The 26,155-nt window shown below is 71.3% G+C and carries 31 protein-coding genes; 5 read left to right on the top strand and 26 right to left on the bottom strand.

Annotated elements, in window-relative coordinates; all coding sequences use genetic code 11:
* Positions 1-216: 216 nt before the first annotated feature.
* The 26 genes from AQJ91_RS42565 to AQJ91_RS42440 all read right to left on the bottom strand — a co-directional run bounded on the left by AQJ91_RS42565 (position 217) and on the right by AQJ91_RS42440 (position 22,454).
* Positions 217-2,016 carry a vWA domain-containing protein gene (locus tag AQJ91_RS42565; protein ID WP_067033654.1) on the bottom strand — a complete coding sequence of 600 codons (1,800 nt, stop codon included), beginning with the start codon at positions 2,014-2,016 and terminating at the stop codon, positions 217-219.
* Positions 2,013-3,155: an AAA family ATPase gene (locus tag AQJ91_RS42560; RefSeq protein ID WP_067033651.1), complete on the bottom strand. Its 1,143-nt coding sequence runs from the start codon at positions 3,153-3,155 to the stop codon at positions 2,013-2,015. Before AQJ91_RS42560 ends, AQJ91_RS42565 begins: the two co-directional genes overlap by 4 nt.
* A 194-nt stretch (positions 3,156-3,349) precedes the next feature.
* Positions 3,350-3,571, bottom strand: a complete 222-nt coding sequence (locus AQJ91_RS42555; protein WP_067033648.1) for a hypothetical protein — start codon at positions 3,569-3,571, stop codon at positions 3,350-3,352.
* A gap of 287 nt (positions 3,572-3,858) precedes the next feature.
* A complete protein-coding gene (locus tag AQJ91_RS42550) occupies positions 3,859-4,302 on the bottom strand; it encodes a hypothetical protein (RefSeq protein WP_067033645.1) in 444 nt (147 codons plus the stop codon).
* Between the two features lie 80 nt (positions 4,303-4,382).
* A complete protein-coding gene (locus AQJ91_RS42545; RefSeq protein ID WP_067033642.1) occupies positions 4,383-5,597 on the bottom strand; it encodes an MFS transporter in 1,215 nt (404 codons plus the stop codon).
* Between the two features lie 153 nt (positions 5,598-5,750).
* Positions 5,751-6,092: a hypothetical protein gene (locus tag AQJ91_RS42540; protein WP_067033639.1), complete on the bottom strand. Its 342-nt coding sequence runs from the start codon at positions 6,090-6,092 to the stop codon at positions 5,751-5,753.
* A 2-nt stretch (positions 6,093-6,094) separates the two neighbouring features.
* Positions 6,095-6,568 carry a hypothetical protein gene (locus AQJ91_RS42535; protein ID WP_234383373.1) on the bottom strand — a complete coding sequence of 158 codons (474 nt, stop codon included), beginning with the start codon at positions 6,566-6,568 and terminating at the stop codon, positions 6,095-6,097.
* Positions 6,546-7,724: a hypothetical protein gene (locus tag AQJ91_RS42530; RefSeq protein WP_067033636.1), complete on the bottom strand. Its 1,179-nt coding sequence runs from the start codon at positions 7,722-7,724 to the stop codon at positions 6,546-6,548. Before AQJ91_RS42530 ends, AQJ91_RS42535 begins: the two co-directional genes overlap by 23 nt.
* Positions 7,725-7,744: 20 nt before the next feature.
* Positions 7,745-8,278, bottom strand: a complete 534-nt coding sequence (locus AQJ91_RS42525; RefSeq protein WP_067033633.1) for a hypothetical protein — start codon at positions 8,276-8,278, stop codon at positions 7,745-7,747.
* Positions 8,278-8,970 (bottom strand): glycosyltransferase, encoded by a 693-nt coding sequence (locus tag AQJ91_RS42520; protein ID WP_067033732.1) that lies wholly within the window; start codon positions 8,968-8,970, stop codon positions 8,278-8,280. The genes AQJ91_RS42525 and AQJ91_RS42520 overlap by 1 nt, the downstream gene beginning before the upstream one ends.
* A 122-nt stretch (positions 8,971-9,092) precedes the next feature.
* On the bottom strand, positions 9,093-9,578 hold the full coding sequence (locus AQJ91_RS42515) for a hypothetical protein (protein ID WP_234383372.1): 486 nt from the start codon (positions 9,576-9,578) through the stop codon (positions 9,093-9,095).
* 138 nt (positions 9,579-9,716) lie between these two features.
* A complete protein-coding gene (locus AQJ91_RS42510) occupies positions 9,717-10,262 on the bottom strand; it encodes a hypothetical protein (RefSeq protein WP_067033629.1) in 546 nt (181 codons plus the stop codon).
* Positions 10,259-10,969 (bottom strand): hypothetical protein, encoded by a 711-nt coding sequence (locus tag AQJ91_RS42505; protein WP_067033627.1) that lies wholly within the window; start codon positions 10,967-10,969, stop codon positions 10,259-10,261. Before AQJ91_RS42505 ends, AQJ91_RS42510 begins: the two co-directional genes overlap by 4 nt.
* Positions 10,970-11,009: 40 nt before the next feature.
* A complete protein-coding gene (locus AQJ91_RS42500; RefSeq protein WP_234383371.1) occupies positions 11,010-11,966 on the bottom strand; it encodes a DUF8094 domain-containing protein in 957 nt (318 codons plus the stop codon).
* Positions 11,967-12,099: 133 nt separating this feature from the next.
* Positions 12,100-12,609, bottom strand: coding sequence for a hypothetical protein (locus AQJ91_RS42495; protein WP_067033624.1), 510 nt, complete (start codon positions 12,607-12,609; stop codon positions 12,100-12,102).
* A 48-nt stretch (positions 12,610-12,657) separates the two neighbouring features.
* Complete coding sequence (locus AQJ91_RS42490) at positions 12,658-13,446, bottom strand: hypothetical protein (protein WP_067033621.1); 789 nt, start codon at positions 13,444-13,446, stop codon at positions 12,658-12,660.
* A 17-nt stretch (positions 13,447-13,463) separates the two neighbouring features.
* Positions 13,464-13,940 carry a hypothetical protein gene (locus AQJ91_RS42485; RefSeq protein WP_067033618.1) on the bottom strand — a complete coding sequence of 159 codons (477 nt, stop codon included), beginning with the start codon at positions 13,938-13,940 and terminating at the stop codon, positions 13,464-13,466.
* On the bottom strand, positions 13,937-14,341 hold the full coding sequence (locus tag AQJ91_RS42480; protein WP_234383370.1) for a hypothetical protein: 405 nt from the start codon (positions 14,339-14,341) through the stop codon (positions 13,937-13,939). The genes AQJ91_RS42485 and AQJ91_RS42480 overlap by 4 nt, the downstream gene beginning before the upstream one ends.
* A 193-nt stretch (positions 14,342-14,534) precedes the next feature.
* Positions 14,535-16,049 carry an ATP-binding protein gene (locus AQJ91_RS42475; RefSeq protein ID WP_067033611.1) on the bottom strand — a complete coding sequence of 505 codons (1,515 nt, stop codon included), beginning with the start codon at positions 16,047-16,049 and terminating at the stop codon, positions 14,535-14,537.
* Between the two features lie 27 nt (positions 16,050-16,076).
* On the bottom strand, positions 16,077-16,526 hold the full coding sequence (locus AQJ91_RS42470) for a DUF6238 family protein (protein WP_067033608.1): 450 nt from the start codon (positions 16,524-16,526) through the stop codon (positions 16,077-16,079).
* A gap of 30 nt (positions 16,527-16,556) precedes the next feature.
* Entirely contained in the window at positions 16,557-17,150 is a 594-nt protein-coding gene (locus tag AQJ91_RS42465; RefSeq protein WP_067033605.1) for a hypothetical protein, read from the bottom strand.
* A gap of 22 nt (positions 17,151-17,172) precedes the next feature.
* On the bottom strand, positions 17,173-18,645 hold the full coding sequence (locus AQJ91_RS42460; RefSeq protein WP_067033602.1) for an SCO6880 family protein: 1,473 nt from the start codon (positions 18,643-18,645) through the stop codon (positions 17,173-17,175).
* A gap of 87 nt (positions 18,646-18,732) precedes the next feature.
* Positions 18,733-20,097 (bottom strand): SCO6881 family protein, encoded by a 1,365-nt coding sequence (locus AQJ91_RS42455; RefSeq protein WP_067033599.1) that lies wholly within the window; start codon positions 20,095-20,097, stop codon positions 18,733-18,735.
* Positions 20,098-20,138: 41 nt separating this feature from the next.
* Positions 20,139-20,822, bottom strand: a complete 684-nt coding sequence (locus tag AQJ91_RS42450) for a hypothetical protein (protein ID WP_067033596.1) — start codon at positions 20,820-20,822, stop codon at positions 20,139-20,141.
* Positions 20,822-21,130: a DUF6112 family protein gene (locus tag AQJ91_RS42445; protein ID WP_067033593.1), complete on the bottom strand. Its 309-nt coding sequence runs from the start codon at positions 21,128-21,130 to the stop codon at positions 20,822-20,824. Before AQJ91_RS42445 ends, AQJ91_RS42450 begins: the two co-directional genes overlap by 1 nt.
* 214 nt (positions 21,131-21,344) lie before the next feature.
* Positions 21,345-22,454 (bottom strand): C40 family peptidase, encoded by a 1,110-nt coding sequence (locus AQJ91_RS42440; RefSeq protein WP_067033590.1) that lies wholly within the window; start codon positions 22,452-22,454, stop codon positions 21,345-21,347.
* Between the two features lie 535 nt (positions 22,455-22,989).
* On the opposite strand from AQJ91_RS42440, the gene AQJ91_RS42435 reads away from it, so the two are divergent.
* The 5 genes from AQJ91_RS42435 to AQJ91_RS42415 all read left to right on the top strand — a co-directional run bounded on the left by AQJ91_RS42435 (position 22,990) and on the right by AQJ91_RS42415 (position 26,151).
* Positions 22,990-23,745 (top strand): DNA-methyltransferase, encoded by a 756-nt coding sequence (locus AQJ91_RS42435; RefSeq protein ID WP_067033587.1) that lies wholly within the window; start codon positions 22,990-22,992, stop codon positions 23,743-23,745.
* A 207-nt stretch (positions 23,746-23,952) separates the two neighbouring features.
* Positions 23,953-24,546 (top strand): DUF4913 domain-containing protein, encoded by a 594-nt coding sequence (locus tag AQJ91_RS42430; RefSeq protein WP_067033584.1) that lies wholly within the window; start codon positions 23,953-23,955, stop codon positions 24,544-24,546.
* Positions 24,543-25,034, top strand: a complete 492-nt coding sequence (locus AQJ91_RS42425) for a hypothetical protein (RefSeq protein WP_067033582.1) — start codon at positions 24,543-24,545, stop codon at positions 25,032-25,034. Before AQJ91_RS42430 ends, AQJ91_RS42425 begins: the two co-directional genes overlap by 4 nt.
* Positions 25,031-25,666 carry a DUF3631 domain-containing protein gene (locus tag AQJ91_RS42420; protein WP_067033579.1) on the top strand — a complete coding sequence of 212 codons (636 nt, stop codon included), beginning with the start codon at positions 25,031-25,033 and terminating at the stop codon, positions 25,664-25,666. Before AQJ91_RS42425 ends, AQJ91_RS42420 begins: the two co-directional genes overlap by 4 nt.
* 29 nt (positions 25,667-25,695) lie before the next feature.
* Positions 25,696-26,151 carry a GNAT family N-acetyltransferase gene (locus tag AQJ91_RS42415; protein ID WP_067033577.1) on the top strand — a complete coding sequence of 152 codons (456 nt, stop codon included), beginning with the start codon at positions 25,696-25,698 and terminating at the stop codon, positions 26,149-26,151.
* The last annotated feature ends 4 nt before the right edge of the window (positions 26,152-26,155 follow it).

The following is a 26,155-nucleotide window of genomic DNA, read 5'->3' as shown; positions in this document are numbered from 1 at the left end:
TTCTGGACCCCCGGGGAATTCCGTTTGATGGGCGTTACGTTCGAGGTCGGGCTGCTGGTCTGGGGCTTCAAATCGAGTGCCTTTCGTTGGCGGTTGGGGTGGTGGCCTGCGTCGTTGCGGCGGGTCGTGCATCAGATGCACGATTCATGCGGCGGACGGAGGCGGTCTGGAGTGCTTGGCGGTGGTCTCGGGGACGCTTCCGCCTTCTGCGTCGTCTCAGCGTGTCCTGCGGATGGCGTCTGTGGCCGCCGTGGCGATGGCGACGGGAGCGCTGGAGGGCTGGGGCAGGTGCAGCAAGGTGGTCCCCGGCAAGTGGTGGGACTTCGCGGTGAGGGTGAGCTGGAGTACGGCGCAGCCGGCGGTCGTGAGCTGCTTGACGCGGGTGACGGCTTGAGCGGTTTCGTCGCTGCCGTACCGGGCGTCGGTGACGATCACGAGGAGGCGGCCGGCGCCGGGTCGGCTGAGTTCGAGGCCGTGGTCGAGTGCGTCGATGGCGTCGCCGAGGTTGTGGTGGCCGCCGGTGGCATCGAACGTCGTCACGCGCTCTGGTGCTCGGTGGGTGGGCCGGGTCAATGCGGTCAGGTGCCTGTCATAGGCGATGGTGGCGGTACGGGAGTCGGGGTCGGTCAGGGCTGCTGCGCGTGCCACGATCCAGGCAGCGGACGCGACGGGCGCGCAGGCGGCACGCATGGAGCCGGAGACGTCGACGGCGATACCCACACGCAGCGGTGGGGTGGGGGAGTTCCGGCGGCGGGTGTGGGTGAACGGTTCCGCGGTGGGGACCGACCCGGCCGCGCGCTGAGCGTCGCGGGCGAGGGCCGCGCGCATGTTGAGGCGGCCGGGCGGGGTGGGGCTGGTGGTCCGCTCCTCGGTCCGTTCGCGGTAGGCGGCGGCACGCAGGGCGCGGCTCAGGCGCGCGGCGGCACTCTGCTCGGCGGCGGTGGGCCTGCGGGTGCCGGTGACCGGGTTGCCGTAGGGCGCCGGTGTGCCGTCGGGGGTGACGGTGGTGCCACGGGCGTTGAAGACCGACTTGGCGGTGGCGGCGGCTTTGCGTCGCTGGCCGGCCCGCTGGGCGCGGTCCTGAGCCTGCGCCTTGGACTGCGCGGCCATGGCGTTGGTCGCTGCGGCCTGTGCCGCGAGGTCGGCGGCGTCGGTGGCTGCCGTGCTGTCCATGACGACCCCCACGGCGCCGGACAGCAGATCGGTGAGGTTCTCCGGCACGGGCAGGGCGGGGGCCGCGGTGTCCAGAGCGTCGCACCATTTTTGAGCGTGCGCGAGCATGGTCGTGGCGTCGTGGTCGGCGCACTGGTGGGCTGCGGTCCAGATGCGGGTGAGTGTGGCCAGCAGGTCTGCGCCCAGCACCTTTTCGCACAGATCGGCGACGGCCCGGGTCTCGCCGGCGTCCAGGATGCCGACGTCACGGCGGCCGAGGACCAGGGCCGCCACGGCGGCGGCGTGCTCGATGCCCTGGAGGGTGGGGTGGGCGATGTCGGGCATGACCAGGGTTCGGGCACTGGTGCGCAGGTATGTGCGGTCCGTGGGCCGCGTGATCAGGTGTGCGCCTTCGACACGGCTCTCCTCCAGCAGGAGCGCGGCCTCGACGACACGGGGGTTCGCTCCGGCAGGCTGTGTCCAGACGGAGTGGGCCGCGTGCGCGGCCTCGTGGACGAACACTCCCCAGGCGGCGGGATACCGCTCCTCGTCACCCACGATCCGCGGATGGATCTCGTGGGGCTGGAGCGGGGCGAACAGGCCGGCGTCGAACTCGACCTCGCCCAGCGTGGGGAAGAACGCGGCCGGTGCGCCGCTGCGCGTGCCGGGGCGGCAGGTGACGAGGAGGTCCTGGCGGCCGGAGAGGTCGACCAGCCGGTCGCCGAGTTCGGCTCCCACGCGCAGCCACAAGTGCGGGGAGGAACGGGGTTGCGCGGGCGGGGCGCCGTCGTCGTCCCATCGAGCGAGGTCGGCGTCGTCGTCCGGCGTGGTGGCGGGGGACTGGACGTGGTGGTGGGCGCTCATCGCGAGCGGCCCCGGTGTGCGGAGCCGGTGCTGCCCGGGGGCTGCCGGGCGGCCGAGGCGGGGAGCTGCTTGCCGAGGGTGAGGGGAGCGATCTTCTTGACGCCGACAGCCTTGATGACGGCGGCGGCGACGGCGTCGCGATCCTCCAGAGGAGCGATGCCGACGAGGTTCGCGAGCGCGGCTTTGGTGCCGAGGACGGCCTCGGTCTTCTGGTAGCTGAGCAGTTCCCGCAGTTGGGGGGCCCAGCCCAGCTCGCCGAGTTCGACCTGGTGGGCGAGGTGTCGGGCGACCCGGACCACCCGGGCATCGATCCTCAGCGCCAGGGCGAGGTCATAGTCCGTGCCGATCTGGATCTGCACGCTGAACCGGCTCGCGAGCGCCTCCGTCAGAACCGCGCCGTGGACGCCGGGATTGTGGCCCGCCACCACGTAGAAGCCGGGCTCGGCCTTGATGGTCTCGCCCTTGTGGGCCTTGACCTGGATCTGCCTGCGCCCGTCCATCGCGGGATACAGCGCCGCCAGGACCTTCGGTGAGATCAGGGTGGCATCGTCGATCAGCAGGGCGCGGCCCTCGGTCATCGCGGTGACCAGCGGACCGTACTGGAAGACGTAGGCTCCCGCGTCGTCCTGTGTGTACTCGCCGATCAAGTCGCCGACCGTGGTGTCGCCGTCACCGGCGACGGTGAGCAGGTCCGGGAACGCCGCCTCGACCAGACTCGTCTTGCCGGTGCCCGGAGGGCCGTAGAGCAGCACCGGCACGTCGGCGTCGCGCAGGCGATTCAACGCCTCGACGTCGGGCAGATCGGCCAGCTCCCGGGGGTGGTAGAGCTGGCCCCCCGCGCGGCGGATCGGGCCGGTCTGCCTGGGCGTGGCTGCTGCGGGAGTGGTGGTGCGGGCCGTGGCCGCCTGGGCGCGGGGAGAGTGGGTGCCCGGTGGGCTGATCACAGCGGTCTGCGCGGCTGCGGCGGTTTTCGCGTTCGCGCGGAACTCCGGTTGTCCGGTTCCGCCTTGGTCGGCCTCGCCGCGTCGCACCAGGGTGAGGGCGGCGTTGCGGACGGCGCCGTGGGAGTGGCCCAGCTGCCTGACCATGTCCCCGATGGTGAGCGTGTCCGCCGGCCGGTCGGCCAGCAGTCGGGCCACCTTGGCCCGTAGTTCGCCGCCCTTGGTGCGCGCTGGACTGGTAGGCGTTCCGGGTGTGGTCAAAACGAGGATCCTTCAACAGGTGCGGGTGCGGGCGGGGTGGGCGATGCGCTGGAGAGGCTGGCCGCTCTCGGAGCGGATCACGGACTGTGCCGACATCGGCGACCGGGCCAACCGGGGCGTACCGTCGGCACTCACCGGCCGACCGAGGGCTCGGTCCAGGTGCACGGGATGGCCGACGACGAGCAGCTCGCTGACTGCCGAGCAGGCCCGTGCGTCCGCTCCGTACCGGGTTCCGTCGCCCGGCAGGCGCAGCCTGGCGTCTCTTCGAAGCCGGCCTGGAGCAGGATCCGCCGGGCGGCGGCGTTGTAGCCGGTGGTGGTGATCTCGCCGGTGATGGTGTGCCGGATCGTCATGAACGGCTCTGCTGGTGCTTCGGGCAAGGCGGATCCCCTATCGGTGGTGGCGGGAAAGCGGTGGGGTGTTGGGCGAAGGCGAGGCGGGCCCGGAGCTTCCAGCACACCAACGGTGCGTGGCTGGACCACGAACGATGGGCAATGACTGCCGACCTGCTCCAGGGCGGGCCTCACCGCCCCGCAGCTACCTGACTCGCCTTTCCGCACGTTCCGATAGCCGGGTGTACCAACAACGGCCATGGGCGGGAATTCTCTTTTGCGTTGGGGCGGCGCGGGCGTCGGCGGGGTCAGGGGGTGCGGGAGGCGGGTGCGTGCTGCTGGGCGAACTGCTCGGCGGCGCGTTCGAGGAGGTCCGCCTGGCGCCGCGGGGCCTTGCGGGCAGCGGTGGCCAGGGCGCCGTCGATACGGGCATCGAGGGTGCTGACGGCGTCCAGACCTGCGGCGCGGGCGACGGCCAGGCGCAGTTCGGCGTCGACCCAGGGCCACTGCTCGGTCTTGGGCACCGGCGTGGTCTCGTCGCCGCCCAAGGACGAAGCCAGGCCGCGCAGGTAGTGGCCGCCGTCGCTGAGGATCTTGGGCAGCGGGATGTCGTCCTCGGCCATGAAGACGCCGTGCTGCAGGAGTGTCAGGACGGCGCAGCGCAGCAGGGTGGGCTCGTCTCGGTCGGGCGAGGTGCAGACCGGGCAGTCCTCGATGTGGTGGTCCCAGGCGGGCGAAGAGGGGCGGGGCATGGCGGAAGGTCCTTTCAGTTGGGGCATGGGAAGCGAGGCGGTGGCGACGTCCCCGGGGCAGGGGGACGACGGCGGTGGGCTCAGTGCTCACCGCGGGCGGTGATGCGGTGGCGGGCGGCGGCCAGGACCGCCAGGGCGAGGGCGGCTCCGGCCGTGGGCAGGGCCGCGGCGGTGATGCGGTGGGTGGCGAGGGCCCCGGCCAGGGCGGTGCCGACGGCCTGTCCGACGCCGACCGAGGCGATCAGCCAGGCGTACGCTTCGGTTCTCCGAAGAGGTGGCACGAGGACATCCGCGGTCGTGAAGCCGCAGGCGATCACCACGGTGAGGAACACGCCCGGCACGGTGACCACGACGGTCGCCATGCGAGGGCCGGGAAGGGCGAGCAGCGGCAGCCACCCGGCGCAGAATCCGGCCGCGGCTGTGAGCAACTGGACGATGGGCGAGCCCGGCCAGTCTCGGCGGGCGTAGAGGAGGCCGCCGAGGAAGCTGCCGGTGGCGAAGGCTGCGGGGATAAGGCCGGACAGCAGCTCCACCTCGTGCAGTTCGGCCATGGCCACCGCCCAGACGTTCATGGCGCCGAGGACGATCCCGAAGCCGGCATGGGCCAGGAAGACCAGCGACAGGGGTGTGCTGTGCAGCCCGGTCGCGGTGGAGCCAGCGGTGTGCTGCGGGCGCAAGGCGCGGGACGGGGGCGCCGTGAGCACCACGGCCGTGCCCACGAGGCCGAGCGCGACAGTCGCGAGAATCGCGGTGGGGGGACCGTAGGCGGTGGCGAGCGCGGAGACCATGAGCGGGCCGGCGATGTAGAGCAGGCCCTGGGAGCCGGTGTCGAGCGCGAGGGCGACCCGGCGCCGGCCAGGGTCAGGCAGGACGGTGGGCCACAGAGCCCGCAGTCCCGCCTCCAGGGGAGGGGAGCACAGGCCCGCAAGCACGACGGCGAAGAGCGCGAGGGTCGGATCGTCCCCGACCAGCAAGAGCAGCAGACAGCCGGAGCTGATGACTGCGCCGGGCGCGGACACCGGCATCTGGCCATGGCGGTCCATCAGGCGGCCTTTGACCGGCTGGGAGAGCGCGCCAGCCAGCCCGTACAGGGCGCTCAGCAGTCCGGCTGAGGCCAGGGAGGCGCCTTGGGAGGTGATCAGCAGCACGATGGCGACGGGCGCCATGCCGTTGGGCATGCGTCCGACGAGGGTGCCACCGAGCAGCCGGGCGACATGCCGGCTGCCCAGCACAGCGCGATAGGAAGTCGAGGCGGCGGCCGGGACCTGGGCCGGCACATGATCGGTGGTGGTCAATTGGAGAGAGGGGCTTCCATTCAAGGGGTCAGCGGCGTAGGGCGGTGCTGTTGGCGGACACCAGGGGTGCGGGCGACGGTGTTGTACGGACTCGCGCCGGCACGGGTGCTGTGGAGGGCGGCCTGGTGATATCTCGGGTGCCGTGGCCGTACCTCAGCGGCGGCTGCCGCGACGGGTGGGCTGTGCGGTCATCGCGGCCTTCGTGCGGTGTGGTGCCGAGGGCGGCGTGGACGTACCGGGCGGGCTGCTGCGCAGGTCCGGGTCGAGGTCGACGTTGTAGCAGGCGGCGGTGAGCATGTCGGCCGCCCACGTGGCGCGGTCGTTCTCCCAGGTGCGGCCTAGGTCGAACGGGAGACGGACCCACTGCCCGCGCAGGGTGGGGTAGGTCTCGAATCCGGCGCGGGCCAGGACGCTCGCGGCGAAGGCGTCATACGGGCCCTCGACCTCAACCTCGCCACCAGGGCCGCGGAGGATGCGGATCGGCGTGCTGGTCATGCTCACCTGCCTCGCCCGGGTCTGGAGGAGGGACCGATGCCGGTGCCGGGGACGGTGGTTGGCCGGGGCGCCGGGACGGGCGTGGTGGTGAGAGCGGGAGGCAGGTACGCAGGGCGTGCGGCGGCTTGCGCGACGCGGGCGCGGGGTGTCGCCAGCCCCTGCTGCACGTTCGGTTGAGGCGGGCCGGGGTCGAGGGCGGGCTCGGTGTGCACTTGGTAGCCGTGGCGGCGAAGGTCCTTCACCGCCTGGCGGGTGCGGCGCAGGCCGTCCTTCTCGGGATGAGTCAGCCGGTACAGACCCGGCGTATCGGGGACCGGCTCGAACTGCTCACGGATCAGAAACCACTGGGCCAGGTGTGGGGGGATGTTCGCCGTGGCGGTGGCCACGAAGCCGTGTTCGGGGTGGGCGCTGAAGCGGAAGTGGTCAGACAGGTGCGGGGTCTTTCTTCTCGGGTCACCGGCGCGCGGAACTCGCACCGGGAGCGTGGGTAGGGACTGGCGTGAGCGCGCGGACAGCGTGGTCGTGTGCGGCGAGTGGGTGGAGCGGGGCGGCGGCGCGGGCTTGGCGCAGGAACACTTCGCGTTCGGCCATCCATGCCTCGATCACGGGCAGCATGAGCGCGTCGCGCTCGGCCTTCGCGTCCCCGTACGTCTCGGCCGGCAGTCCGGCCGGAGTCTGGCGGAGATCGTCCAGCCGGGCGTTCCAGTTGGCCAGGATCCCGGTGCCCTGCGCCAGGGCGTCGCGCAGCCGGTGCAGTGCGGCGGCGTCTTCGGGCCAGGTGGTCGTGGCGGGGCGGCACTGATCGAGCAGGGCCGGTGCGTGGGTGAGGACGTCGAGGAACTCCTGCCAGGTGAAGTTGGCTGACTGCCCTTCCAGGTCCGGGATGTGGTCGGGGTTCATGGGGCTGCTGTCGCTGGAGCGGCCGGACTCCGTGATCGCCTGCCGTGCGTCGTACTCCTCGCGGATCCGCTCGAGTGCGAAGGCGACGGTGGCCCACCGCCGTGTGTGAAGGGCGTGGTGGTAGGCGGGCAGGAACCGGTTGGCGATCGCTTGGGCGGCCTGCCCGGGCGCGGCGGGCAGGACGATGCTTCTCGGCGGGCTCGTCTTTGCGACGTGTTCATCGAAGCCGTTCGGTGCGAACGCGCCGAGCACGTAGTCGTGTTGGTGTCTGGGCCGTTCAATGAGCAGCAGTTCGATCCCCGTGTCGTCGGTCAGGATCGCCGTGTAGGGGAGCCGCTCGGTTTGGACGGCGTGGATCAGTTCGCCGGCATCCCACAGCCACGGGAGCAGGTCGTGCTGCCATACCGGGTGGCTGTGCACACCTACCTTGGCGCTCCAAGGGCCCGGTAGGTGGGCGGCTATCTCGTCGGCGACGTCGCCGAGGTAGCGCCTGTTGCTGGTTGTGACGGTGGCCTGGTGGCGGCGGGCGGTGCGGATCAGCTGGTGCACGGCGTCACGCGCCGCCTGCGGATCGTCGACCGCCAGGGCGAACGCGCCGTCGTCGCGTCGGTGGAATCCGACGAGCTTCAGTGCGGTCTGGGCCCATTGGTAGTGCTCGCCGTGAGCGACGGCGACGATGCCGGCGCGGGGACTCAACGCGAGCGCGATCTCGGCCGGGGGTTTCCAAGGCATGCGGGGTTCTTTCGGTGGACTCAGCGCTGCGCTCGCTGCCATGGCTGAGACCCGGCATGGGCAGGCGGTTGCGTCCGTAGCGCGGCTGAGGGCGGTGTGGAAGGTGCCGCCGGGACGGGCGCAGGGCGCAGGAGCGTGGCGGTTTCGCGAAGCCGGGCGGCGGCCTCGGCGTACTTGTCGGCCGCGATACTCCGCATGACTTCCGGGTCGTTACGTAGAGGGGAGGCGGCGAGGTTCGGCAGGGCCTCCCGGTGGAAGCCGGTCGCGGCGTAGGTCAGGGCCTCGGTGAGCATGTTCAGGGCACCCGCGATCCCGGCAGCGGCCTCGGCGGGCCGGGCCAAGCCGACGCGTTCCGGAAGGTAGACCGTCTCCGGCACAGCGAACCGTTCCTGCGCGCGCTCGGTGGCGTACTCAAGATGGTGGACCAGGACGTTGATGTCGTCCGTCAACGCGACCACGTCGACCGCCGCGGCGTTGGTGGGGAAGGCGTCGGCGAGTTCGTCCAGGCGCCGGCCCAGGTAGTTAAGAGCGGCCTGGGTGGCGGAGGCGCGCATCAGACCGCCTCGCTCACATCGCTCGGCTCCAGGCGGGACAGGGCGGCCCGCAGGCTGCGTCCGAAGTTCCACGCATGCCGCCGAGCGCTTGCCTCCAGGGCGTCGTACGCGTCCTGGCGAGTCATCTGGCCAGGGTGTTTGCGGTACCGGTAAACCGGGACGGGCACCAGGATGCCGGGCGCGAGGCTGGTGACGCCGAGGGCGGCGACGTAGTCCTCGCCCTGGACGGGCCCACCCATGGGAGCGGCGCGAACGAGGTCGGTGCGGGCGAGGATGGTGGTGGGGCCGATCGGGATGGTGTCCTCGGGCTTCTTCCAGTACGTCCACACGTCCCCGGCCTCGTGCCGGCCGGGCGGAGTCGGGCACCGCCACAGCGTCGTCGACCCGTCCGCGTGCACGTCCTGGCTGTATCCCGCGCACCAGCCCACACCTGTCGCCTCCAATACGCCGAGCCGTACGGCCATCGCATGGTCGCTGAACTCGTCATCATCATCGGCCCAGTTGGTGTAGTCGGTGCGCACGTCGTTGAGCGCGAGGTTGCGGGCGCACGCTGCCCCTACCGGGCGGGGCAGCGGCAGGACCCGGACGCGGTCATCGGTGGCGAGCGGGGCCGGGAGCCGGGCGGGGTCGGCGCCGTCGAGCGCGACGACCGCCTCCCAGGACACCTGCTGGCGGGTGAGGCTTTCGTACATGGCCGTCAGGTGGCCGAGCCGCTCGGGCTTGAGCTGGGTGGCGATGACGACCGTGATCTTGGCGGGGGATGGCGCGGGCAGGAAGTTCTCCGGGACAGGTAAACGGGGCGAGGACAGTTGCGTCAGCGGCGGGGAGCGGTCCGGGCGGTGGGCGCCGCAGCGGCGGGGCTGATGGTCGAGGCCGTCGTGCGGGGCGGCAGGGTCGCTGGGACCGGGTGGCCGGGGCGCCACCGGTAAGGGCTGTTGCTGAACCGGGCTCTGGGGTCGGTGTCCCAGGCCACGACGGGACCGCGGTCCTCCGCGTCGAGCGGGATGACTTCGATGCCGTGCGGGTGCAGGACGTACCCCCAGTCCAGGCCCCGGTGGGAGGTCTCGGTGACGGTCCACGGCTCGGCCTCGGCTGCGCCGACGGTGATGACGTGGACGTTGTCGAGCTTCCTGCTGGGGTGTTCGTCGCTGCCGACGAGTTCGGCGCGCAGGGGTTCGGGGGCGCCGTCGAGGAGGTCGGTGCCCAGCTGGGACCAGCCGTCGGGCGCCTCGTCGATCAGGTGCCGGCACAGGGCGTCGACATCACCGCCGAAGCGGTACTGGTAGGCGCCGAGCAGCAAGGGGAGATGGTGGCTGGGGTAGCCGTCCCAGTGGACGTAGACGCCGGCGTACCCGGTGTCGGTGGGGCGGGCGATGAAGGAACGGGTGGCCAGGAGTTCTCCAAGGACGTTCGGACGGTGGGTGGTTGACCCCGAAATTCAGGGGCGGCGGCGCACGGGGTGGGCGCTGGTGCTGTCGGCGGCACGGCGGTGCTGCTCGGCGGCAGCGGGCGCTGGCGCCGGCCTTGTGCAGGGCTGAGCGTCGGAGAGTGGGATGGTGACGGCTGCCAGTGCCCGGTTCAGGCTGCGCAGCGCGGCGGCGTGGCCGAGCGTCACGGCCAGCCGGCTCTCGACGGGGGCGGCGGTGCCGGGACTTGGGGTGAGCCGGTGCGTGTCGGCGAGGCCGATCACGGCCGTGCTCAGGTGAGTTGCGGCACGGTTGCTGTGCGCGAGCGCGGTGGCCAACTGGGCCAGGTACGCGCATCCCGCGTCGCTCGTCGCGAGGGAGCCGTCGGCGGACTGGCGCAGGTCGGCGACGAGGCCGCCCGCCAGGTTGTACACGGCGACGAGCTGGTCCAGCACAGGCCCGAGTGCAGCGCGTGCCGGACCGGTCTGCGGCGGGATGAGGCTCGCGGCCGTCTGCGTGATGTGGCGCTGCCAGTAGGCCAGGCGAGCGTCGATGAAGGCGTCGTCGGCAAGACTCATCGGCGCCTGCCCGGGTGCGGGTCGGCCGGTGGCGGCACGGGCCGGTCGGCGGTTGGTGCCGGGCTGTGCGGGGGCCGGACGGCCACGGTGAAGTCCAGGCTTTCCAGGCGTGCGACGCCGCGGTGGAGCTGGCGGGAGGCCTGCTCGGGCGGGAGGTCCTGCGGCAGGTGGCACTCGCCCGTGGCGGGGTCGAGAAGGAAGCCGCCGTACGCGAGGAGATGAATGAGGGCGCGGCCGTAGGTGCACGTGATGCGCGGGCGGGCCCCGGCGTCGAACCGGATCTCCACCCGCAGACGGCCGGGACTCGCGCGGCGCCACGCCGGCATGGCCGCGAGACGGTAGTCGATCAGGAAGCGGCGGCGTACGGCGGCTGCGGCGCGGGCGGGATGCGCGGGAACGGCGATGCCGCGCGGGGCATCCGGCAGGCCCTGGACGTGTTCGTGGCTGGTGCCGGCGGGCAGCATCGGCAGCACAAGGTACTGCTCCGGGCGGTGGGGGCGAGGCATGACGTACAGCTGGAGTCCGTGCGGGGAAGTGAGTACGCATCGCTGCACGTCGGCGGCTTCGAAGGCGGTGTACGCCAGGGGGCCGCTGTCCCAGATGCGGTTGCTGGCGACGTCCTGGGCGATGAGCGTGATCGCCGGATCGGGCTGCCACCGGCCGGGCAGGCGGTCGGCGAGCGCGGTGGCGAACTCGGTTACATGCAAGGGTGGTTCCTCGTCCACGTGGCTTCTGGGGGGGCGGTGCTCACGCGGAGGTGGACAGGCCCTCGGCGGCGGTTCGGCGGCAGGTGTAGCCGATCAGCTGCGACTTCCCCGGCGTGGTGGGGACGGTGGCCACGTCGGAGCAGGTGAACGTGTACGTGAAGGAAGGGCTCGGGGTGGTGCCGAGCCAGGCGCGGTCTTCCTTGTCCGGCACGATCTGCAGCCCCAAGTGGGCAACGGCGTCGCGCTGGGTGTGCGCGTGAGCGAGGACCACGAGGGCACGGCCATCGGCTGTCTTGAGCGCGTAGCTGTCGGGGAACTCGGTGACGGCGGAGGAGAACTCGGTGGTGCCGCGGCTGCCGAACTTGTGGATCGTCTCGTCGTGGACCTTGATCTGCCGCTTCGATGTCTTCGTCGTGGCGAAGACCTTCTTGCCGGTCAGGTCGCCGCCGGTTGAGAAGTTGTCGATCACGGCGGAACGCAGCACGTCGGCCGGGGCGGCGACGGCCTTGGGGGAGGTCGCGTCGATGGCGGTGGCGTAGCCGTCTGCGTCGAGAGCGATCTTCGGGACCTGCTTGGTGTCGTCGAGGTCGACGGCGGCGACCATCTCCCACCGCTGCGCCTTGGGCTGCTCGGCCATGATCAGGACGCGGGCGTACTTGTTGTTCTTGCCGCTGTAGGTGACGGCGGCGAACCACTTGGGCTGGCCAGCGGTGAAGCGGGGGATGTAGACGTCGGTGGAGGCGAGGTTGTACGACCACGGCTTGTACTTCTCGCGGTCGGCCTTGGGCAGGCCCTCGTCCTGCTTGTAGTCCGCGACCGACATCGCGTACAGCGGACCGTCCTCGATGGTGTCGAGGAGCTTTCGGTTGTTGTCGGCGTTGGCCTCGTTGTTGATCTTGGAGTAATGGGCGATCTGGGCGAGGGCCTCCTTCTTCGTCAGCGCCGGCTCGGCGGTCGGCGTGGGGGAGGCGCTGCGGGTGGCCGTGACCGTGGCCATGGTGTCGGCGTCCGGGCTGCCGGAGGTGGCGCAGGCGGACGCGGTCAGCGCGACGGATACGGCGGTGAGTACGAGGGCGGTGCGGCGGGCGGAGGTGTTCAGGGGAATGAGGGAGCTCCGGGAAAGTAGCGGATCAGCGGGTACGGGATGCGGTGGCCGATGCCGTCGGCGTGGACGGCGCGGTCACGGCCGGTGTTGCCCGGGTATCGGCGGCGGCACGTAGTTGCTTCGCGGCGCGGGCGAGGCAGGTGCGGCTCTCACCGAGCCGGTCCACGAGACCCTGGTACGTGGAGGCGATCGCCCGGCTGCGGGCGGGACCAGGTGCTTGGTGGGTGCGGTCGGCGAGGAGGCCGAGGTGGTGCACGGCCGAGCCGAGGGCGGCGAGCGCGGCACTGGTGGGCTCGGCCGCTTGGGCGAGCGCGAGGGTGGTGCGGCGGTGGGTTTCCGTGACGCGGGTCGGGTAGCGGGCGGCGGCCCGGTGGCGGAAGGCGCTCTCCCCGACCAGATAGCCCAGCAGCCGGGCCAGGTGGCGGACTTCGTCGTCCAGGATCTCGCTCAGGGCCGGGTCCGGTTGGATCTGGTCGGGGAGCGGGAGGTGGTCAGCCACGGTATTGAGCCGGTCGGCCACGTCGTGCAGCAGCATCCGCTGGTCAGGATCGGACAGCGGCAACTCCAGGAGAGGTGGGGTCGTCTACCGCCGCGCTGAGGACGGCGTGCCCGCTGTTGGCTGCGTGCAGGGCGCTGCTGTGGGCGGGCGGGTCGGTGGGCCCGCCGAGGCGGGGGCAGCGTGGCGGAAGTTGACGCCGATGCCTTGGGCGGTGAGGAGCCGGACGGCGGTCTGGATCAGCAGGGCGCGGTCGCTGGTGCTGTATGAGGCGGGCAGCACGAAGGCAGCCTCGTGCGGGCTGTACTGGAAACGGCAGCCGTACAGCACCATGCGGGCGTCTTCGGGCACCGACTTATACGGTGCGCCCACGACCCCGTCGGGGTACCAGTTCAGCGTGAGGGTCTGGGTGACCTCCGGTGCGGGCAGCCGGTGCGGGGGCTCGGGCTGGGTCCGGGCGTTGTGACGGACCGCGTCCATGGCTTGGCGGTAGCGGGGCAGCACGCGGCGGGAGACCGCGGCGGCGGCTCGGACCGGGTCGTCGGGGACGGCGATGCCGTTCGGCTCGTCCACCATGCGGAAGTGGTGTGGCTTGAAGCCCTCGGGCTCCAGCGGGGCGACCAGGTACTGGCGGGGGTAGCGGGGTCGTTCGATGACACAGAGCTGTGCGTCGTCGGGCCCTTCGAGGAGCGGGATGGGGGCGTCGAGGAAGTCCAGGACGGCCGAGTTGGCGGGACCGCAGTCCCACACGCGGTCGGCGATCAACCGGTGGTCCTTGGGAGGAGGGAAGCCTTCGTACTTGCGGTACCACTGCCCAGGCAGGTGCTGGGCGAGGGCGGTGGCGAAGGCGGACAGGTCGGTGCGGGATGCGGTCATGGGTTCCTGAGGCGCTGTCAGCGGGTGCGGCCGGGGGACGGTCCGGCGGGCGGGGCCGCTGGTGCCGAATGGCTGGGAGCGCTGGGGGCGGCGTAGTAGTCGGCCACGGCTTCCTGCCAGCTCCGGCGCCGGGGAACGGCGAGGGCATGCATGCGGTCGACGGCGACGTGCAGGTCTTCGCCGAGCCGGCGCAGCGTGAGCGCGGCCGATTGGAGGTCGTGGTAGAGGTCGAAGCCGTCCTGGCGTTCGGCTGCCTTGGCCGTCTTGGCTGCCGCTTCGAAGAAGTCTTCGAGGCCGGCGAGGAGTCCCTCGGTCGGCTCCAGGACCTCATCGAGGAGGCCGGCGGCTTCGTCGTACGAGCGGGCGGCGTTCAGCCGGTCGGTGAGATCACGTACGGCATCGGCCGCCCAGTCCTGGGCGGCAGGGGTGTCGGGCTGGGGTGGCAGGTGGGTTTCTCCGGTTTCAGCGGCGGTCGGTGATGATGCTTCGGTCACCGCCGTGGCCCACCCGGACCTGGCTGCTGAACGGGCGGTGGGGGAGCCGGTGGCGTGTCGTGGGCTGCGCGGGCCTGCTTGGTGAGTGCGTCGAGGTCCGGGGGCGGGTCGTAGTGGGCACGCAGGATCTGCAGGTCGGCGTCGGCGGCCATGGCCACGGCGGTCTTGATCCGGCTGGCGGCATCCCTCAGCAGTTTGGGCGGGGAGCCGGGGGCGGCGCCGCGGTTCTGTCGGCGCCATTGCGCGGCTGCGGCCAGGTAGTCGACGACCGTGTTGAGAAGGGGTTCGGCGGCATCTAGCAGGGCGTTGGTGACCGTGCTGAACTCGGCGGGAGTCTCGGCTGCGGCCAGCGCCGTCAGGTACGGGTCCAGGTCCGGCACGGGCAACGGCTTGTCAGGCAATGGGTGTTCGGTGCGGAAGCCTTCGGCGTCTCGCTTCGCCCAGCGGTACAGGTCATCCGTGGTGGCGGACCGCGTGTGGTAGGCGTGGATCTGTTGGGCGGTCCGGCCGACGTTGTCGTACAGCTCGAAGTCGGGGTGCTGCAGTGTGGTCTTCTTTCATTCGGTGGGGGCTTGGGGTGCGCCTCGCGGCGGCTTACTGCATACGGGCGTCCGTATCGAACAGCGCCAGCTCGTGCGGGTGGAGTTGATGTTGGACGATGAAAGATCGTCCGGCGACGCGCCATAGTCCGCGTCCGCGGTTGAGGTGGGCTATGGCTTCGGTCTCCACGCTCGTCAGGCCCAGCAGGGCGGCTGCGGCGTGGAGTTGGTCGGTTTCCTGGCGGTAGATGATGCGGGTGGAGCAGTCGGCCAGGAGTCCCTCGGCGAGCGCGCGGCCCTGGGAGCCGGCGTCGCCTGCGGTGAGCAGGTCGGACAGCCGGTGGATGACCATGAGGTTGGCGATGCCCAGGCCGCGGGAGAGTTTCCACTGGGACTGCATGCGCTGGAGGAGTCCGGGGTGGCGCATCAGGCGCCAGGCTTCGTCGTAGACGATCCAGCGCCTGCCGCCGTGCGGGTCGGTGAGGGCGGATTCCATCCAGGCGCTTGCGCAGGTCATGGCGAGGACGAGGGCGGTGTCGTCGCCGGAGCCGCCGAGCCGGGACAGGTCGATGGTCAGCATCGGGGAGCTGGGGTCGAAGGCGACGGTGGAGGGGGCGTCGAACATGCCGGCCAGGTCGCCGTGGACGAGGCGGCGCATGGCGTGGGCGAGGTCGCGGGCGGCCTCACCGAGCCGTCCGGACATGGTCCCGGCGGCGGCATCGAGCTGGTCGGGGTTGTTGAGGGTGGCGGCGATATCGCCCAGCAGGGGTGTGCGGTGGACGGCAGTGGCCTGGGTGACGACCGCGTCGAGGGCGACGTCAAGCGCGGTGTGCTCCATGGGCAGCAGATCGCGCCCCAGGACAGTCCGCGCGAGGGAGCCGAGCAGGAGCAGGCGGCGCTTGCGGATCTCGCCCGCCCAATCGGCCTCCGGCACGCCGGCCGGTCGCGGGGCGGCGTCCAGAGGGTTGAGTTTGCCGGGCAGGCCGGGGCCCAGTGCGATGGAGGTGCCGCCGAGCGCGGAGGCGACCGGGGTCCATTCGCCCTTGGGGTCGCAGGGCACGTAGACGCGGTACCCGTGGGCGATCGACCGCAGGGCGAAGGACTTGGCCAGCGCGCTCTTGCCCTGGCCGATCACTCCAGCGAGCAGGACGTTGGGGTTGGTGAACCCTTCGAGGCGCCCGTACAGGGAGAACGGGTCGAAGGTGAAACTGGCCTCGGCGTGGACGTCACGGCCGATGTAGATGCCCTCGGCGCCCAGGCCGCCCTCGGCGAGGAAGGGATACGCCCCGCTGGCGGTGGCGGTGGTCATGCGGTGCTGTGGCAGTTTCAGTCGTCCGCCGCGTGCGGAGGCGGGCCCGGGACGGCCGCGGGGCGGGAACAGCGGCGGCGGCATCTCGGGTTCGACAGTTGCATGGCCGTCCGGGTGGGCGCCTGCTTCGGCGCGGGCCTTGGCAGCGGCTTCGGCGAGCTGACGGCGCGCGGCCTTGCGGCTGGCCCGGTCGGTGCCGTGCGGGGTGAACAGGGGGGAGGCCGAGGCGTGGCGGGCTCGGCGCGCGGGCCGGTGGGTCATGACGGAGCGGCTTTCACGGAGCGGGGGTCACTGACTGCAGGTGGTGGTGTGGCCGTGCAGCGGGGTGTTGAGGTCGGTGGGGGTGGTCTTGCGGCGGATCGCATGGGAGGCCGCCAGGTGCCGCTGGCAGATGGTCAGCACCAGCGGGCCGTCCGGCAGACGTTCGGGCCGGCACTCCTCGTCGATGGGACCTTCCGCGTCGGCTGGCACGGTGTGGAAGGCGTCGTGCACGGCGGCGGTGGCCTGCCAGAGCCGCAGGTGGGCTGCGGCCAGGTGACGCCCGGCGGCGGGGTTCGGGGGCCGGGTGCTGTCGGTGAGCTGGTCGAGGAGCTGATGGGCTGCGGTGAGGTGGGCGTGCAGCGTGTCCAGGTGCATGCGGTCGGCCGGTGTACCGGTCGCGGTGCGGGTGTGGTGGCGCAGGCCAGCGGTGGCGGCACGGAGGTAGGGGTGCGCGTCGGTGGTGCGGGGTGCGTTCAAAGGGGTCCTTGGTGCCGCAGAGCGGCACGTTCATCGCGGGCGGGAGCGGGGCCCGGGCAGCGAGGTGATGGGCGGCGGCCGTAGACCGGCCGGCGACGAGTGGCCGGTGGCGGCCGGGGCGGAGGATGCCTGTTCGGGCCGCAGGTCGACGTACTCACCGGGGGCGCGCAGCCCGGGGTGACTCTGGTCAGACAGGAAGACCACGTCCGGGCCCGCTGGGCCTGGCGCGTCGTCGGGTGCGTTGTCCTGGCACCACTGCTGGAAGCCGGGGATCTGTTCGATGACACGGCGGGCCTCGTGTAGGTCGGCGGCCCGGAGGGCGAAGCTGGTGGGCCGTTCGCCGTCGTGCCGCTCGCGTCCGGCAAAGGTCAGGGTGAATGTGCGCGGCGGTAGCGGCCCAACGAGCCGGGTGAGCTGTGCGACGACCGTGTCGAGGTGGTCGCTGGCCTCGATGGCTGTGACGATCCGTGCGTCTTCGTAGTCGGCATACGCGTCTTCTCGCACATAGCCGTCGAGGTCGCGGTACTGGTCGAGGGCTGCCTGGTGACGGGCGGCGAGGTCCTGGCAGGCGGCGAGGAGGCCATGCAAGGCGTGGATGAGTCGGGCGTGGTCGGTGATCGTCATCGGCAACGGGGTGGAGGGCTGGTCACAGCGCCGTGCGGGCGAGCGGCAGGGCAGCGAGGGTGAAGGCGTCGGGCTGCTGGTAGTACAGGCGGCGCAGGTCGACCTGGGCGGTGACGGCGGCGGTCTCGATCTGCGCGCACGCGGCGTCGAGGGCGGCGTCGGTTTCGGCGCTGACGGTGAGCAGGCCGGTCAGGGCGACGTCGGCATGACCGGCGATCAGTTGCCGCTCGCGGACCTTGACGTCCGCGTACTCGACGGAGTCGGCCTCGGAGTCGACTTGTCCGCGGCGGGCGCGTTCGTTGGCGTCGGCGATGATGGCGGCCTTCTTGCGCTGAACATCGCGCAGCGCGGACTCGAGTCCTTGCGGCACGTATATGAGGGACAGGCTGCGGCGCACACCGGCGGTGAACATCAGCCCGTGCAGGAAACCGGGGGTGGTCTCGGTGCGGGGCCAGTTCTCAATCCAGTAGGTGGCATGGCGGGCGCTGTCGGTGCCGAGGCGGTCGTACTCCTCGACCTGGACGACGGGCCCGGCCGCAGCAGGCTCGGCTTCGGCCCGCCCGGTCGGCGACCACTGCTGCAGCGCGGACAGGGCGTGGGGGTCGTAGGCGGTGCGGATGACCGCAGCGATCTCCCGCGCATTAAGCCAGCCGGTCACCATCAATCCCGCGCTGCGCGCCGCGAGCGCGATGGCCGACGTGGTCTGCTCCATGACCGTGAATGCGCCCGGCAGCCCGCCACCGGCCTGGCTGACGAGGCGCTTGGCGGCCTTGAGATCCAGCGAGATGGCCAGGTACGCCTCGTGCGGAGCGGCGGCCGGGCCGGCGGAAGAGACCAGCTCGGAGTACACCTGCCCCGCGACGGGGGTGTCGGGGCGGCCGTGCTGTGCCCAGTGGCGGGCGAGGGTGTCGCCGGAGTCGGGGACGGTGCGTTCGAGGACTTGCACGGTGGCGACGTGTCCGGTGCGGGCGATGCCGGCCAGGGCCCTGCCCCAGCCCGCCACGTTCGAGTTCTGCGTGGCGGGGTCGAGCAGGGCGAACGCGCGGCTGCTGACGCGGGCGACAGCGGTGAGGGTCTGGCGTTGTGGGTCGTGTACGGCAGCAGCCTGGTTGGCTGAGTCGCCGGGGGTGACGACCTTCAACGAGGCGGTGGTGCCGGGCAGGTGCAGCACGCCGTCCTGGCGGGGCCGGGAGACCGGGTGGGCCAGCCACAGCGTCTGGCCGGTGCGGCGGCGGTGGGCGTAGCGGGCGACGATCGGAGCCCAGTCGATCAGGGACTGGCCGTTGCGGCGGATGGCGACCAGGGCAGCGACGATTGCCCACAGCGGGGTCAGCGCGATCGCGCCGAGCAGCCCGGTGGTCACCACCGTGATGAGCAGCAGGGCCAACGCCGAAGAGACGAGCAGGAGCTGGGGCAGGGAGAGGCCGAGGAGGATGCCGCGCCTGGAGCGGTGCGGGAATTTGACCGTGATCGGGGAGACGGAGAGTTCAGACAAGAGCCGGTTTCCGGTGAGGCGCGGGGCGGGGCCGGGACGGCGCACCCACACGCGGAGTGCGGGGCGCCGTCCCGGCGCGGGGATGGGTCACAGGCCGGTGGGCGGAGGCGGCGGCGTGCCGGTTGAGGCCGTACTCGTGGAGTCCGTGGCCGGCGGAGAGCCCTGCGGCGGCGGGGCGGAGGCGCTGGTGGGGGGTGCGGACATGAACCCGCTGCCCTGACGGGTGGACCCGCTACCCGACCCGCCGGGCCCGGGCGTGCCGCCGAGGTGGCCGCTGGTGTCGTCGCGCGCGCTGGTCGGCGCGGGCTGCACCGCCTTCTCCAGGCCGCTCTTGATTCCCTCGCCTCCGGACGACGGCGTTGTGGAGCTGCTGCCTTCGTTACCGGTGTCCGGCGTGGGGTTGGTGGCGATGTCGCCGGGGAAACCGCCCGGCACGGCATCCGGACCCTGGGGAGCGGCGCCCGCTCCGGCCGCGGCACCACCTGTTCCGGCGGTGGCGAGAGCGGCGGCGGCCTTGCGTCCGGCGCGTTCGGCGTGCTGGCGGGCCATCTGCGCGCCCGCGCCGCCGGAGCGGTGCAGCGTCTCGGCGTCCGAGCCTTCGGAGGCGGCCCAGTGCACGAACTTGAACGTCGCGTACGGGCACAACAACACCAGGGCCAGGATGACGATGCCGGCCATCACGTCGGCGAGCGCGGCGATGCCGTCCTTCACCTCGGTCTTGCCCATCGCCGCGATACCGAGCACGAAGATCACCGTCATCAGGAGCTTGGAGACGACCAGGGTGGCGGTGGCTTCGATCCAGCCCTTGCGCCAGCGCCGGGCGACCTCCCAGCCTCCGCCCGCTCCGGCGAAGACAGCGAGGGTGACCATGACGAGGATGCCGACCTTACGGACCATCATCACGCACCAGTAGAGCAAGGCGCCCAGGGCGGCGCCGACGCCGACGAAGACCGTGACCAGCCAGCCCAGGCCGGACAGGGAGGCGATCTGGCCCACCTTGACGATGCGTCGCACCGCCGTAGCGATGTCCAGGTGCGCGGCTTTGAAGAGGCCATCGGAGAGGGCGTCGACCACTTCGATGGCGACGCTGGTGAAGGCGATCGCGGTGAAGGCGAACAGCACGCCGGTGGCGGTGCCGGTGAATGCCTGGGTGAGGGCCTGGCCGTCGCGGCGGATCGCGGCGCGCACGAGCTGGGCGCAGAACGTGGCGACGAGGACGATCAGGCCGATCGGCAGGATCATCTCGTAGTTGTCGCGGAACCATCCGGCGTTCAGGTCAACCTTGGTGGTGGTGTTGACCGCCTCGGCGGCCAGGTCGGCAGCGGCGGCGGCGAGTTCGCCGGCGCTCTTGGCCATCCAGTTACCGATGGCCTCGCCGGGGTTGGAGGCGAAGTCGACCGCGTCGCCGACGGCGCAGAGTTTGTCCGCGAGGGGGAGGTCACAGAAGCCCAAAGGGGAGTCACCCCTCCTTTCTCAGGTGGGCGCGGGGCACGTCAGGGCACGACGTGGGGAGCGATGGAGACCAGGGAGCAGTTCGCGTTGGGGCGGCACTGCACGGCGAGGGTGATCGAGCGGTCCTCGGCGCCGGCACCGCCCTGCTTCCAGGCGATCTGCTGCTTGCCGGTGACAGTGACGGCGTAGATATACGCTTCGGTGATCGCGTCAGGGTCATCGGCCAGGGCCTGCTTGAACGCCGAGGGGTAGTGGGCCTCGGACACGGTGGCGGTGGCGTACTGGTCCTGATCCGCCATCCGCGACCACAGCACCGGATCCGGCACCTGCGCGGCGATCGACGGCCAGTCGGCGTACTTGGTCTCCGCCGTCAGCCACGCCTTCATCCCGGCGAGCTGCTCACTGCGGCTGGTGGTCCGGGTGTCGTACGACCACACCATCGCGGCGGCTGCCTTGGCGAACGCGACCGGGTCCGCAAGCGGCGGAGGCTTGGCCACCGAACCGGCCCCGGCCGACACCGTCGGACCGGCGGACGCTGAGGCGGTGCTGCGTGCTCCGGTCGGAGTGTTGGTGTGGCTGGCGCTGTTGCCGGTGCGCCCGGTGAACAGGGCCACGGTGGCGGCGAGTGCGAGCAGCACAGTGAGGCCGATCGCGATGACCGTGATGCGCTGCCGGGTGGACCATCCGAGGCCGTAGCCGGACAGGGAGGGAAGTCGTTTCGGCATCAATGGACTTGCGATCCCAGGGCGGAGAAGAACGCGACGATGCCGTTGGCCGCCCCGAGGCCGAGTGCGGCGCCGGCCGAGACGACGGCGCCCTTCTTGCCGTTGGCCTCGGCCTGGTGGCCGCCGGTGTGGTGGCCCCAGGCCCACACGCCGAGCGAAACGGCGAGCGCGCCGACCACGGCGACGATCGCGAACAGGTTGATCGAGTTGACGACGTTCTTCAGCACGGCCAGGCCAGGCAGGCCACCGCCCGAGGGTGTGATGCCGGGGTCGTAGGCCAGGTACTGCACGGTGTCGAGCAGATGCAAAGGTGCTCCTTGCGCGCGCCGAAGCGACGCGCGAATGACAAGAGAAGGGGGAGGGAAGCGGACGAGCGGCTCGGTCCTGCCGATGGGCCGTCTCCAGGGGCGTGAGGGAGCGGCTCAGGGGGCGGCGTCGACCCCGTTCGGGTGCCGGGCCAGTCGTGCCGGTGCTGTGCTAGTGAGACGAGCACGTGGGGGCTGCGCGCCCCGGCAGACGGGGTCAGATGACGCGGCGGGCGGCGAGGATGTCCCAGTCCGCAAGCGGCGTGATTCGAACAGGCTTTCCAGTTCGGGGTGCCTCGATCGCGAGACCCGAGCCGATGTACATGCCGACATGTTCGGGGCGGGCGGCGCTGCCGCGGGAGAAGATCAGGTCACCGGGCTTCAGCGCCTTCGGGGAGACGGCCTTGCCCTCGTTGACCTGCGTGTACGTGGTGCGGGTGAGCTGGATGCCGGCATGCGCATACGCCTGCTGGGTCAGCGAGCTGCAGTCGCAGCGGCCCATCGGGTCCGGGCCGTGCGGTGCGGTGCAGGTGCCGCCCCACTGGTACATCGTGCCGAGCTGCGCCATCGCCCACGCGATCGCCTTGCGCGCCTTCGGATCGGCGTCCTTGGGGATCGAGTAGCCCTTGGGCACGGAGCCTTCAGGGATGGTGCCGTACCCGGAGCCGTCCTCGGTCGCCGTGCAGGACGTGGTGCTGGAGGTGGTGTCCGTGTCCGTGCCGGAGGCGTCCGGGAAGGTGGCGGCGATTGCCTTTTGCAGGGCGGTCGCCAGCTCCTCCCACTGCGCGTAGGCGTCGGGGTAGGCGGAGCGTTGCACGGCCTGGGCGGCCTGGGCAACGGTCATTTGCTGCCAGCCGTCCACGGCGAGCAGGTGCTTGTAGAACTGGGTGGAGGCGTAGACGGGATCGTGGATCTCCTCGGCGGTGCCCCAGCCCTGGCTCGGGCGCTGCTGGAACAGGCCGAGCGAGTCGCGGTCGCCGGAGGCGAGGTTGCGCAGCCGTGATTCCTGCATCGCGGTGGCGAGCGCGATGATCTGGCCCTTCTTCGGCACGTTCAGGCTGATCCCGGTGGCCACGATGGTGCGGGCGTTGGGGATCTGCTCCTCGGGCAGGGACAGGCCCTCGACGTGGACGTCCTTGGCGGACGCGCCGTTGAGGATCTTGGTGACCTGCTCGACGACGGCATCGGTGTCGATGTCGCCCACGCAAGCGAGGGACGAGTAGGTGCTCTGGGCAGCCTCGCTGGAGGAGGCCATCAGCATGGCCGTGCCGGCGAGGAGGAAGGGGGAGAGGACGAAGACGCCAATGCCGGCGGCTATGCCCTTCAATCCGGCTGGCCTCCCGGCGGACGGCTACGATCCGGCGGCGGGGCGCCCGTGGGCAGGGGAGGGTAGAGCGATGTCAACGGTGTCCTTGGAAGCGAAGCCCTGGCCGCGCGTACGCAGGGTGGAAAGGGAGCGGGCGGCCGGGCTGGGTGAATCGGGATGCCTTGGGCAACGGGGCGGAGTTGCACCTCACGCCGTTGCAGGGTGTTGGGTCAGGTGTGCCGGGACATGGGGAACCTCCACGAGGGCAGGGGCAGGGGTAGGGGAGTGGGCCATCGGCGGTCTCCGCCGGGCAGTCCCTAAACAGTAAGGGCGGATCCCCGGTTGCCGAAATCGTTCGTGATCAAGGCTTGATTCCGGGGATTTTGGCGGCGATAGCGCTCAACCGGGGATCGTGCCCTACAGTTTTGGTCCCTCCCCCTCGCATCCCCGTCTTCCGTCGGCGGGCCTTGTCACGCCCGAATGCCGACGACGGGATCACTGCTGCGGGTCTGGAGGCAGTCCCGTCCTCTTCACCGATCCGAACTGGGGTACCTCTTTGCCTTTTTCCCTGCATCAGGGCGACGCGCTCAGCGTTCTCGCCGAACTGCCGGACAACTGCGTCGACTCCGTCATCACCGACCCGCCCTACAACTCCGGCGGCCGGACCGCGAAGGAGCGCACGAGCCGCAGCGCCAAGCAGAAGTACACCTCCGTCGACGCCGGTCATGACCTGCCGGACTTCACGGGTGAGAACATGGATCAGCGGTCGTATGGGTTCTGGCTGACGCAGATCATGACCGAGGCCCACCGGCTGACGAAGAGCGGTGGCACGGCGCTGCTGTTCACCGACTGGCGTCAGCTGCCGATCACCACGGACGCGATCCAGGCGGCCGGCTGGCTGTGGCGTGGAGTGCTGGCCTGGCACAAGCCGCAGGCCAGGCCGCAGAAGGGCCGCTTCACCCAGAACTGCGAGTTCATCGTCTGGGCGTCCAAGGGGGCCATCGACGGCTCCCGTAATCCCGTCTACCTGCCGGGCCTCTACAGCGCCTCGCAGCCCTCAGGCAAGGCCCGCCAGCACATCACGCAGAAGCCTGTCTCGGTCATGCGTGAGCTGGTGCAAATCGCCCCGCCGGGTGGCACTGTGCTCGACTTCACCTGCGGCTCCGGCTCTACCGGCGTGGCCGCACTGCTGGAGGGCCGCGATTTCATCGGCGTCGAGAAGACCCGCCATTATGCGGAAATCGCCGCCGCCCGGCTCACCGAAACGCTCCAGCAGACCCTGACCCAGGACGACGTCACCCTCACGTCCTGACCGCCGTCTTCCGATGCCCGGAGCGGCCCGCTGAATGCTGCCTGGCGTCTTTCTCCCTCACCCGCAGAGGCGTTGTAGCACGCAAGTCCCGGTTACCGAAACCGGGGATCGTCCGGATGGTTGGAGCCGAAATCCCACCCGTCGGCTGCGCCTTCAAGGAGACCCCCTTTCGTGCCTGAATCCATAAACACCCCGGATGACGGGGAGATGGAACCGGTCCGGCTGCCGGAATCCGATCTGGAGAGCATCGAGGCGAAGGTCCGCAAGCTGCTCGATCAGTCGGAACAGCAGGCCCGCCAGCTCGACAGCCTGTCCTCCGCACCCGCCCCCTCACCGTTCACCGCCTACGACATGCCGGGATTCGCGGGCATGCCCCTGCCGCCCGCTCCGCCGGAGCCGCGACCGATCCTGGAACTGGACGGCGAGGAGTACGAGGACGAACTCGACGCCCTCACGGACTGGGTGAACGGCTACTTCGTCCGGTACGGCTCGGAGGTCACCACCGCGGCGCCCTGGTGCGAGCAGTGGCAGGAGCACGAGGACGTCGTGGCCTGGCTGCACTCCCTGTGGCTGGCCTACCAGCACCACAGGGAACCCGAGGCGGGCCTGTCGGGCATGTTCGTGTGGCACCGCGATTTCCTCACGCACGCCATCGCCGCCGTACGGGCGCCCGGCGGGCCGCTGTCGGCGTGTATGACGGACCCGGACCGGCCCGCCCACCGCCTGCTGCCCGGCCCGAAGCCCTCCTCCCGCTCCTCCAGGGAGCCGGAGGAGGACGTCCCTCCAGGCCAGGCCGTATGACCGGCAGCCCCGAGGCACGGCCGGCCTTCGGCCTGTCCTTCGACCCCCGCGCCCTGACCGACCTGCTCCAGGCCCCGGAAGGCATCCGCGATCTGGCACTCGCCCAGCTCCAGGACGTCGTCAACGCCCGGCTGTTCGGCAGCAAGCTCGAACGCGACCTCGCCGGCTGCCGAAAGCTGTACGTCGATCACCGCAACGAGTGGCGCATCGTCTACGCCCAGCGCCCGGCGCCCGCGAACTCCACACACCGCACCGAGATCCACGTGGTGGCCGTCCGCCCGCGCGCCAGGCACGACGTGTACGACACCGCCCGCACCCGCCTCGGCATCGCCCGGCGTCCAACGGGCGCGCGGACGCATGCCGCCCGCACCCGCTCCCCCCAGCTGGACGCACCCCGGCCGATCCCCAAGCCGGGCCCGCCGCCGTCCGCGATGCCCGGCCTTCCCCGCCCCGCACCCACCACACCCCTGAAGGGCCCCCTTCGTTGACGCAGTTCCCCACCCTGATCGACCAGGTCGCCACCGCCGTCCTGGCGCCCGTCGCGGCGACCGAGAACCCGCACCACCGCGCCATCCTCGACGTGTTCACCGAGGTCCAGGACCTCGACCGGCAGCTCGGCGCCCTGTCCGGCGACAAGCTGCCCGACGGCGTCAGCGCCGCCGAGCAGTTGGAGAAGCTCACCGACGTCCTCGTCGAGCGCATGGCCGCGGGCGCCGAGCTCAACGTGCTGCTGTCCACCTCGTGTTGCTGCGCCGCTGCACCCGAGGGCGACGACGAAGACGATGCGCAGGATGTGCCGGACGAGGCGGAGGATGAGGACGCCGACTTCCTGTCCTGCCCGAGCCGGCCGAAGACGATCGTCCACGCCTGCCTCGATGTCTTCGACGTCGTCGGTGACCCGGACACCATGGCCTCCGCCGATCTTGTCCTGTGCCTGCGCGACCTGCCGGGCGACGCCGAGGGCCGCTGGCCGTACGCCGACCTCACCCAGGTCCGCCTTGCCCAGCTCCTGGCTCCCTACGGGGTCCGCACCCGCGACACCACCGGCCACGACGGCCGCCGCTACAAGGCGTACCGGCGTACCGATCTGCTGGACGCACGGGCGGGCTGCTCCTGCTGACGCACCCTGCTCTCGCGCGCACGCGACGGGTGACGGCCGGGGATTGGGACCTGGTCGATGCTTTCCACCAGCACTGCTCGGAGACGAGCCTGCTGCGCCGCTGGGGCCGAACCTGCTTCGCGCGCCGTGACCTTTCGCGGCTGCTCGCCCATGCGGAGTGCTGGGTCGGGCTCGACGTCGACGAGGAACCGGTCGGCCTCGTCTGCGTCGGCCCTGTCAGCCGCCAGGAGGGCGTCGTCGACCTTGGACTGCAGGTCGCCGACGCCCGCCAGCGCCAGGGCATCGGCACTGCCCTGGCCCGGCACGCGGCCGACGCCGCCCGCTCCCGGGGCGCTCACACTCTGACCGCGTACACCGACGCCTCCAACATCCCGATGCTGCGTCTTCTCGCTTCTCTCGGCCCAGCCGTACACACGCGCGACGGCACCCACCTCGATGTCCGCATTGCCCTCGGCGAGACGTCTGCCGACAGCGGGCCACCGTGATCAC

This window comes from Streptomyces dysideae (genome assembly GCF_001514305.1).
Lineage (GTDB): Bacteria > Actinomycetota > Actinomycetes > Streptomycetales > Streptomycetaceae > Streptomyces > Streptomyces dysideae.
The sequence above is the reverse complement of the archived record's forward strand: the minus strand, read 5'-3'. Positions and strand labels throughout refer to the sequence as shown.

Coding starts and splice junctions, on each gene's coding strand:
- AQJ91_RS42565 (WP_067033654.1), bottom strand. CDS start 2,016: ATGAGCGCCCACCACCACGTCCAGTCCCCCGCCACCACGCCGGACGAC.
- AQJ91_RS42555 (WP_067033648.1), bottom strand. CDS start 3,571: ATGACGATCCGGCACACCATCACCGGCGAGATCACCACCACCGGCTAC.
- AQJ91_RS42550 (WP_067033645.1), bottom strand. CDS start 4,302: ATGCCCCGCCCCTCTTCGCCCGCCTGGGACCACCACATCGAGGACTGC.
- AQJ91_RS42540 (WP_067033639.1), bottom strand. CDS start 6,092: ATGACCAGCACGCCGATCCGCATCCTCCGCGGCCCTGGTGGCGAGGTT.
- AQJ91_RS42530 (WP_067033636.1), bottom strand. CDS start 7,724: ATGCCTTGGAAACCCCCGGCCGAGATCGCGCTCGCGTTGAGTCCCCGC.
- AQJ91_RS42525 (WP_067033633.1), bottom strand. CDS start 8,278: ATGCGCGCCTCCGCCACCCAGGCCGCTCTTAACTACCTGGGCCGGCGC.
- AQJ91_RS42520 (WP_067033732.1), bottom strand. CDS start 8,970: ATGTACGAAAGCCTCACCCGCCAGCAGGTGTCCTGGGAGGCGGTCGTC.
- AQJ91_RS42510 (WP_067033629.1), bottom strand. CDS start 10,262: ATGAGTCTTGCCGACGACGCCTTCATCGACGCTCGCCTGGCCTACTGG.
- AQJ91_RS42500 (WP_234383371.1), bottom strand. CDS start 11,966: ATGGCCACGGTCACGGCCACCCGCAGCGCCTCCCCCACGCCGACCGCC.
- AQJ91_RS42495 (WP_067033624.1), bottom strand. CDS start 12,609: ATGCTGCTGCACGACGTGGCCGACCGGCTCAATACCGTGGCTGACCAC.
- AQJ91_RS42490 (WP_067033621.1), bottom strand. CDS start 13,446: ATGACCGCATCCCGCACCGACCTGTCCGCCTTCGCCACCGCCCTCGCC.
- AQJ91_RS42475 (WP_067033611.1), bottom strand. CDS start 16,049: ATGACCCACCGGCCCGCGCGCCGAGCCCGCCACGCCTCGGCCTCCCCC.
- AQJ91_RS42465 (WP_067033605.1), bottom strand. CDS start 17,150: ATGACGATCACCGACCACGCCCGACTCATCCACGCCTTGCATGGCCTC.
- AQJ91_RS42450 (WP_067033596.1), bottom strand. CDS start 20,822: ATGCCGAAACGACTTCCCTCCCTGTCCGGCTACGGCCTCGGATGGTCC.
- AQJ91_RS42430 (WP_067033584.1), top strand. CDS start 23,953: ATGGAACCGGTCCGGCTGCCGGAATCCGATCTGGAGAGCATCGAGGCG.
- AQJ91_RS42425 (WP_067033582.1), top strand. CDS start 24,543: ATGACCGGCAGCCCCGAGGCACGGCCGGCCTTCGGCCTGTCCTTCGAC.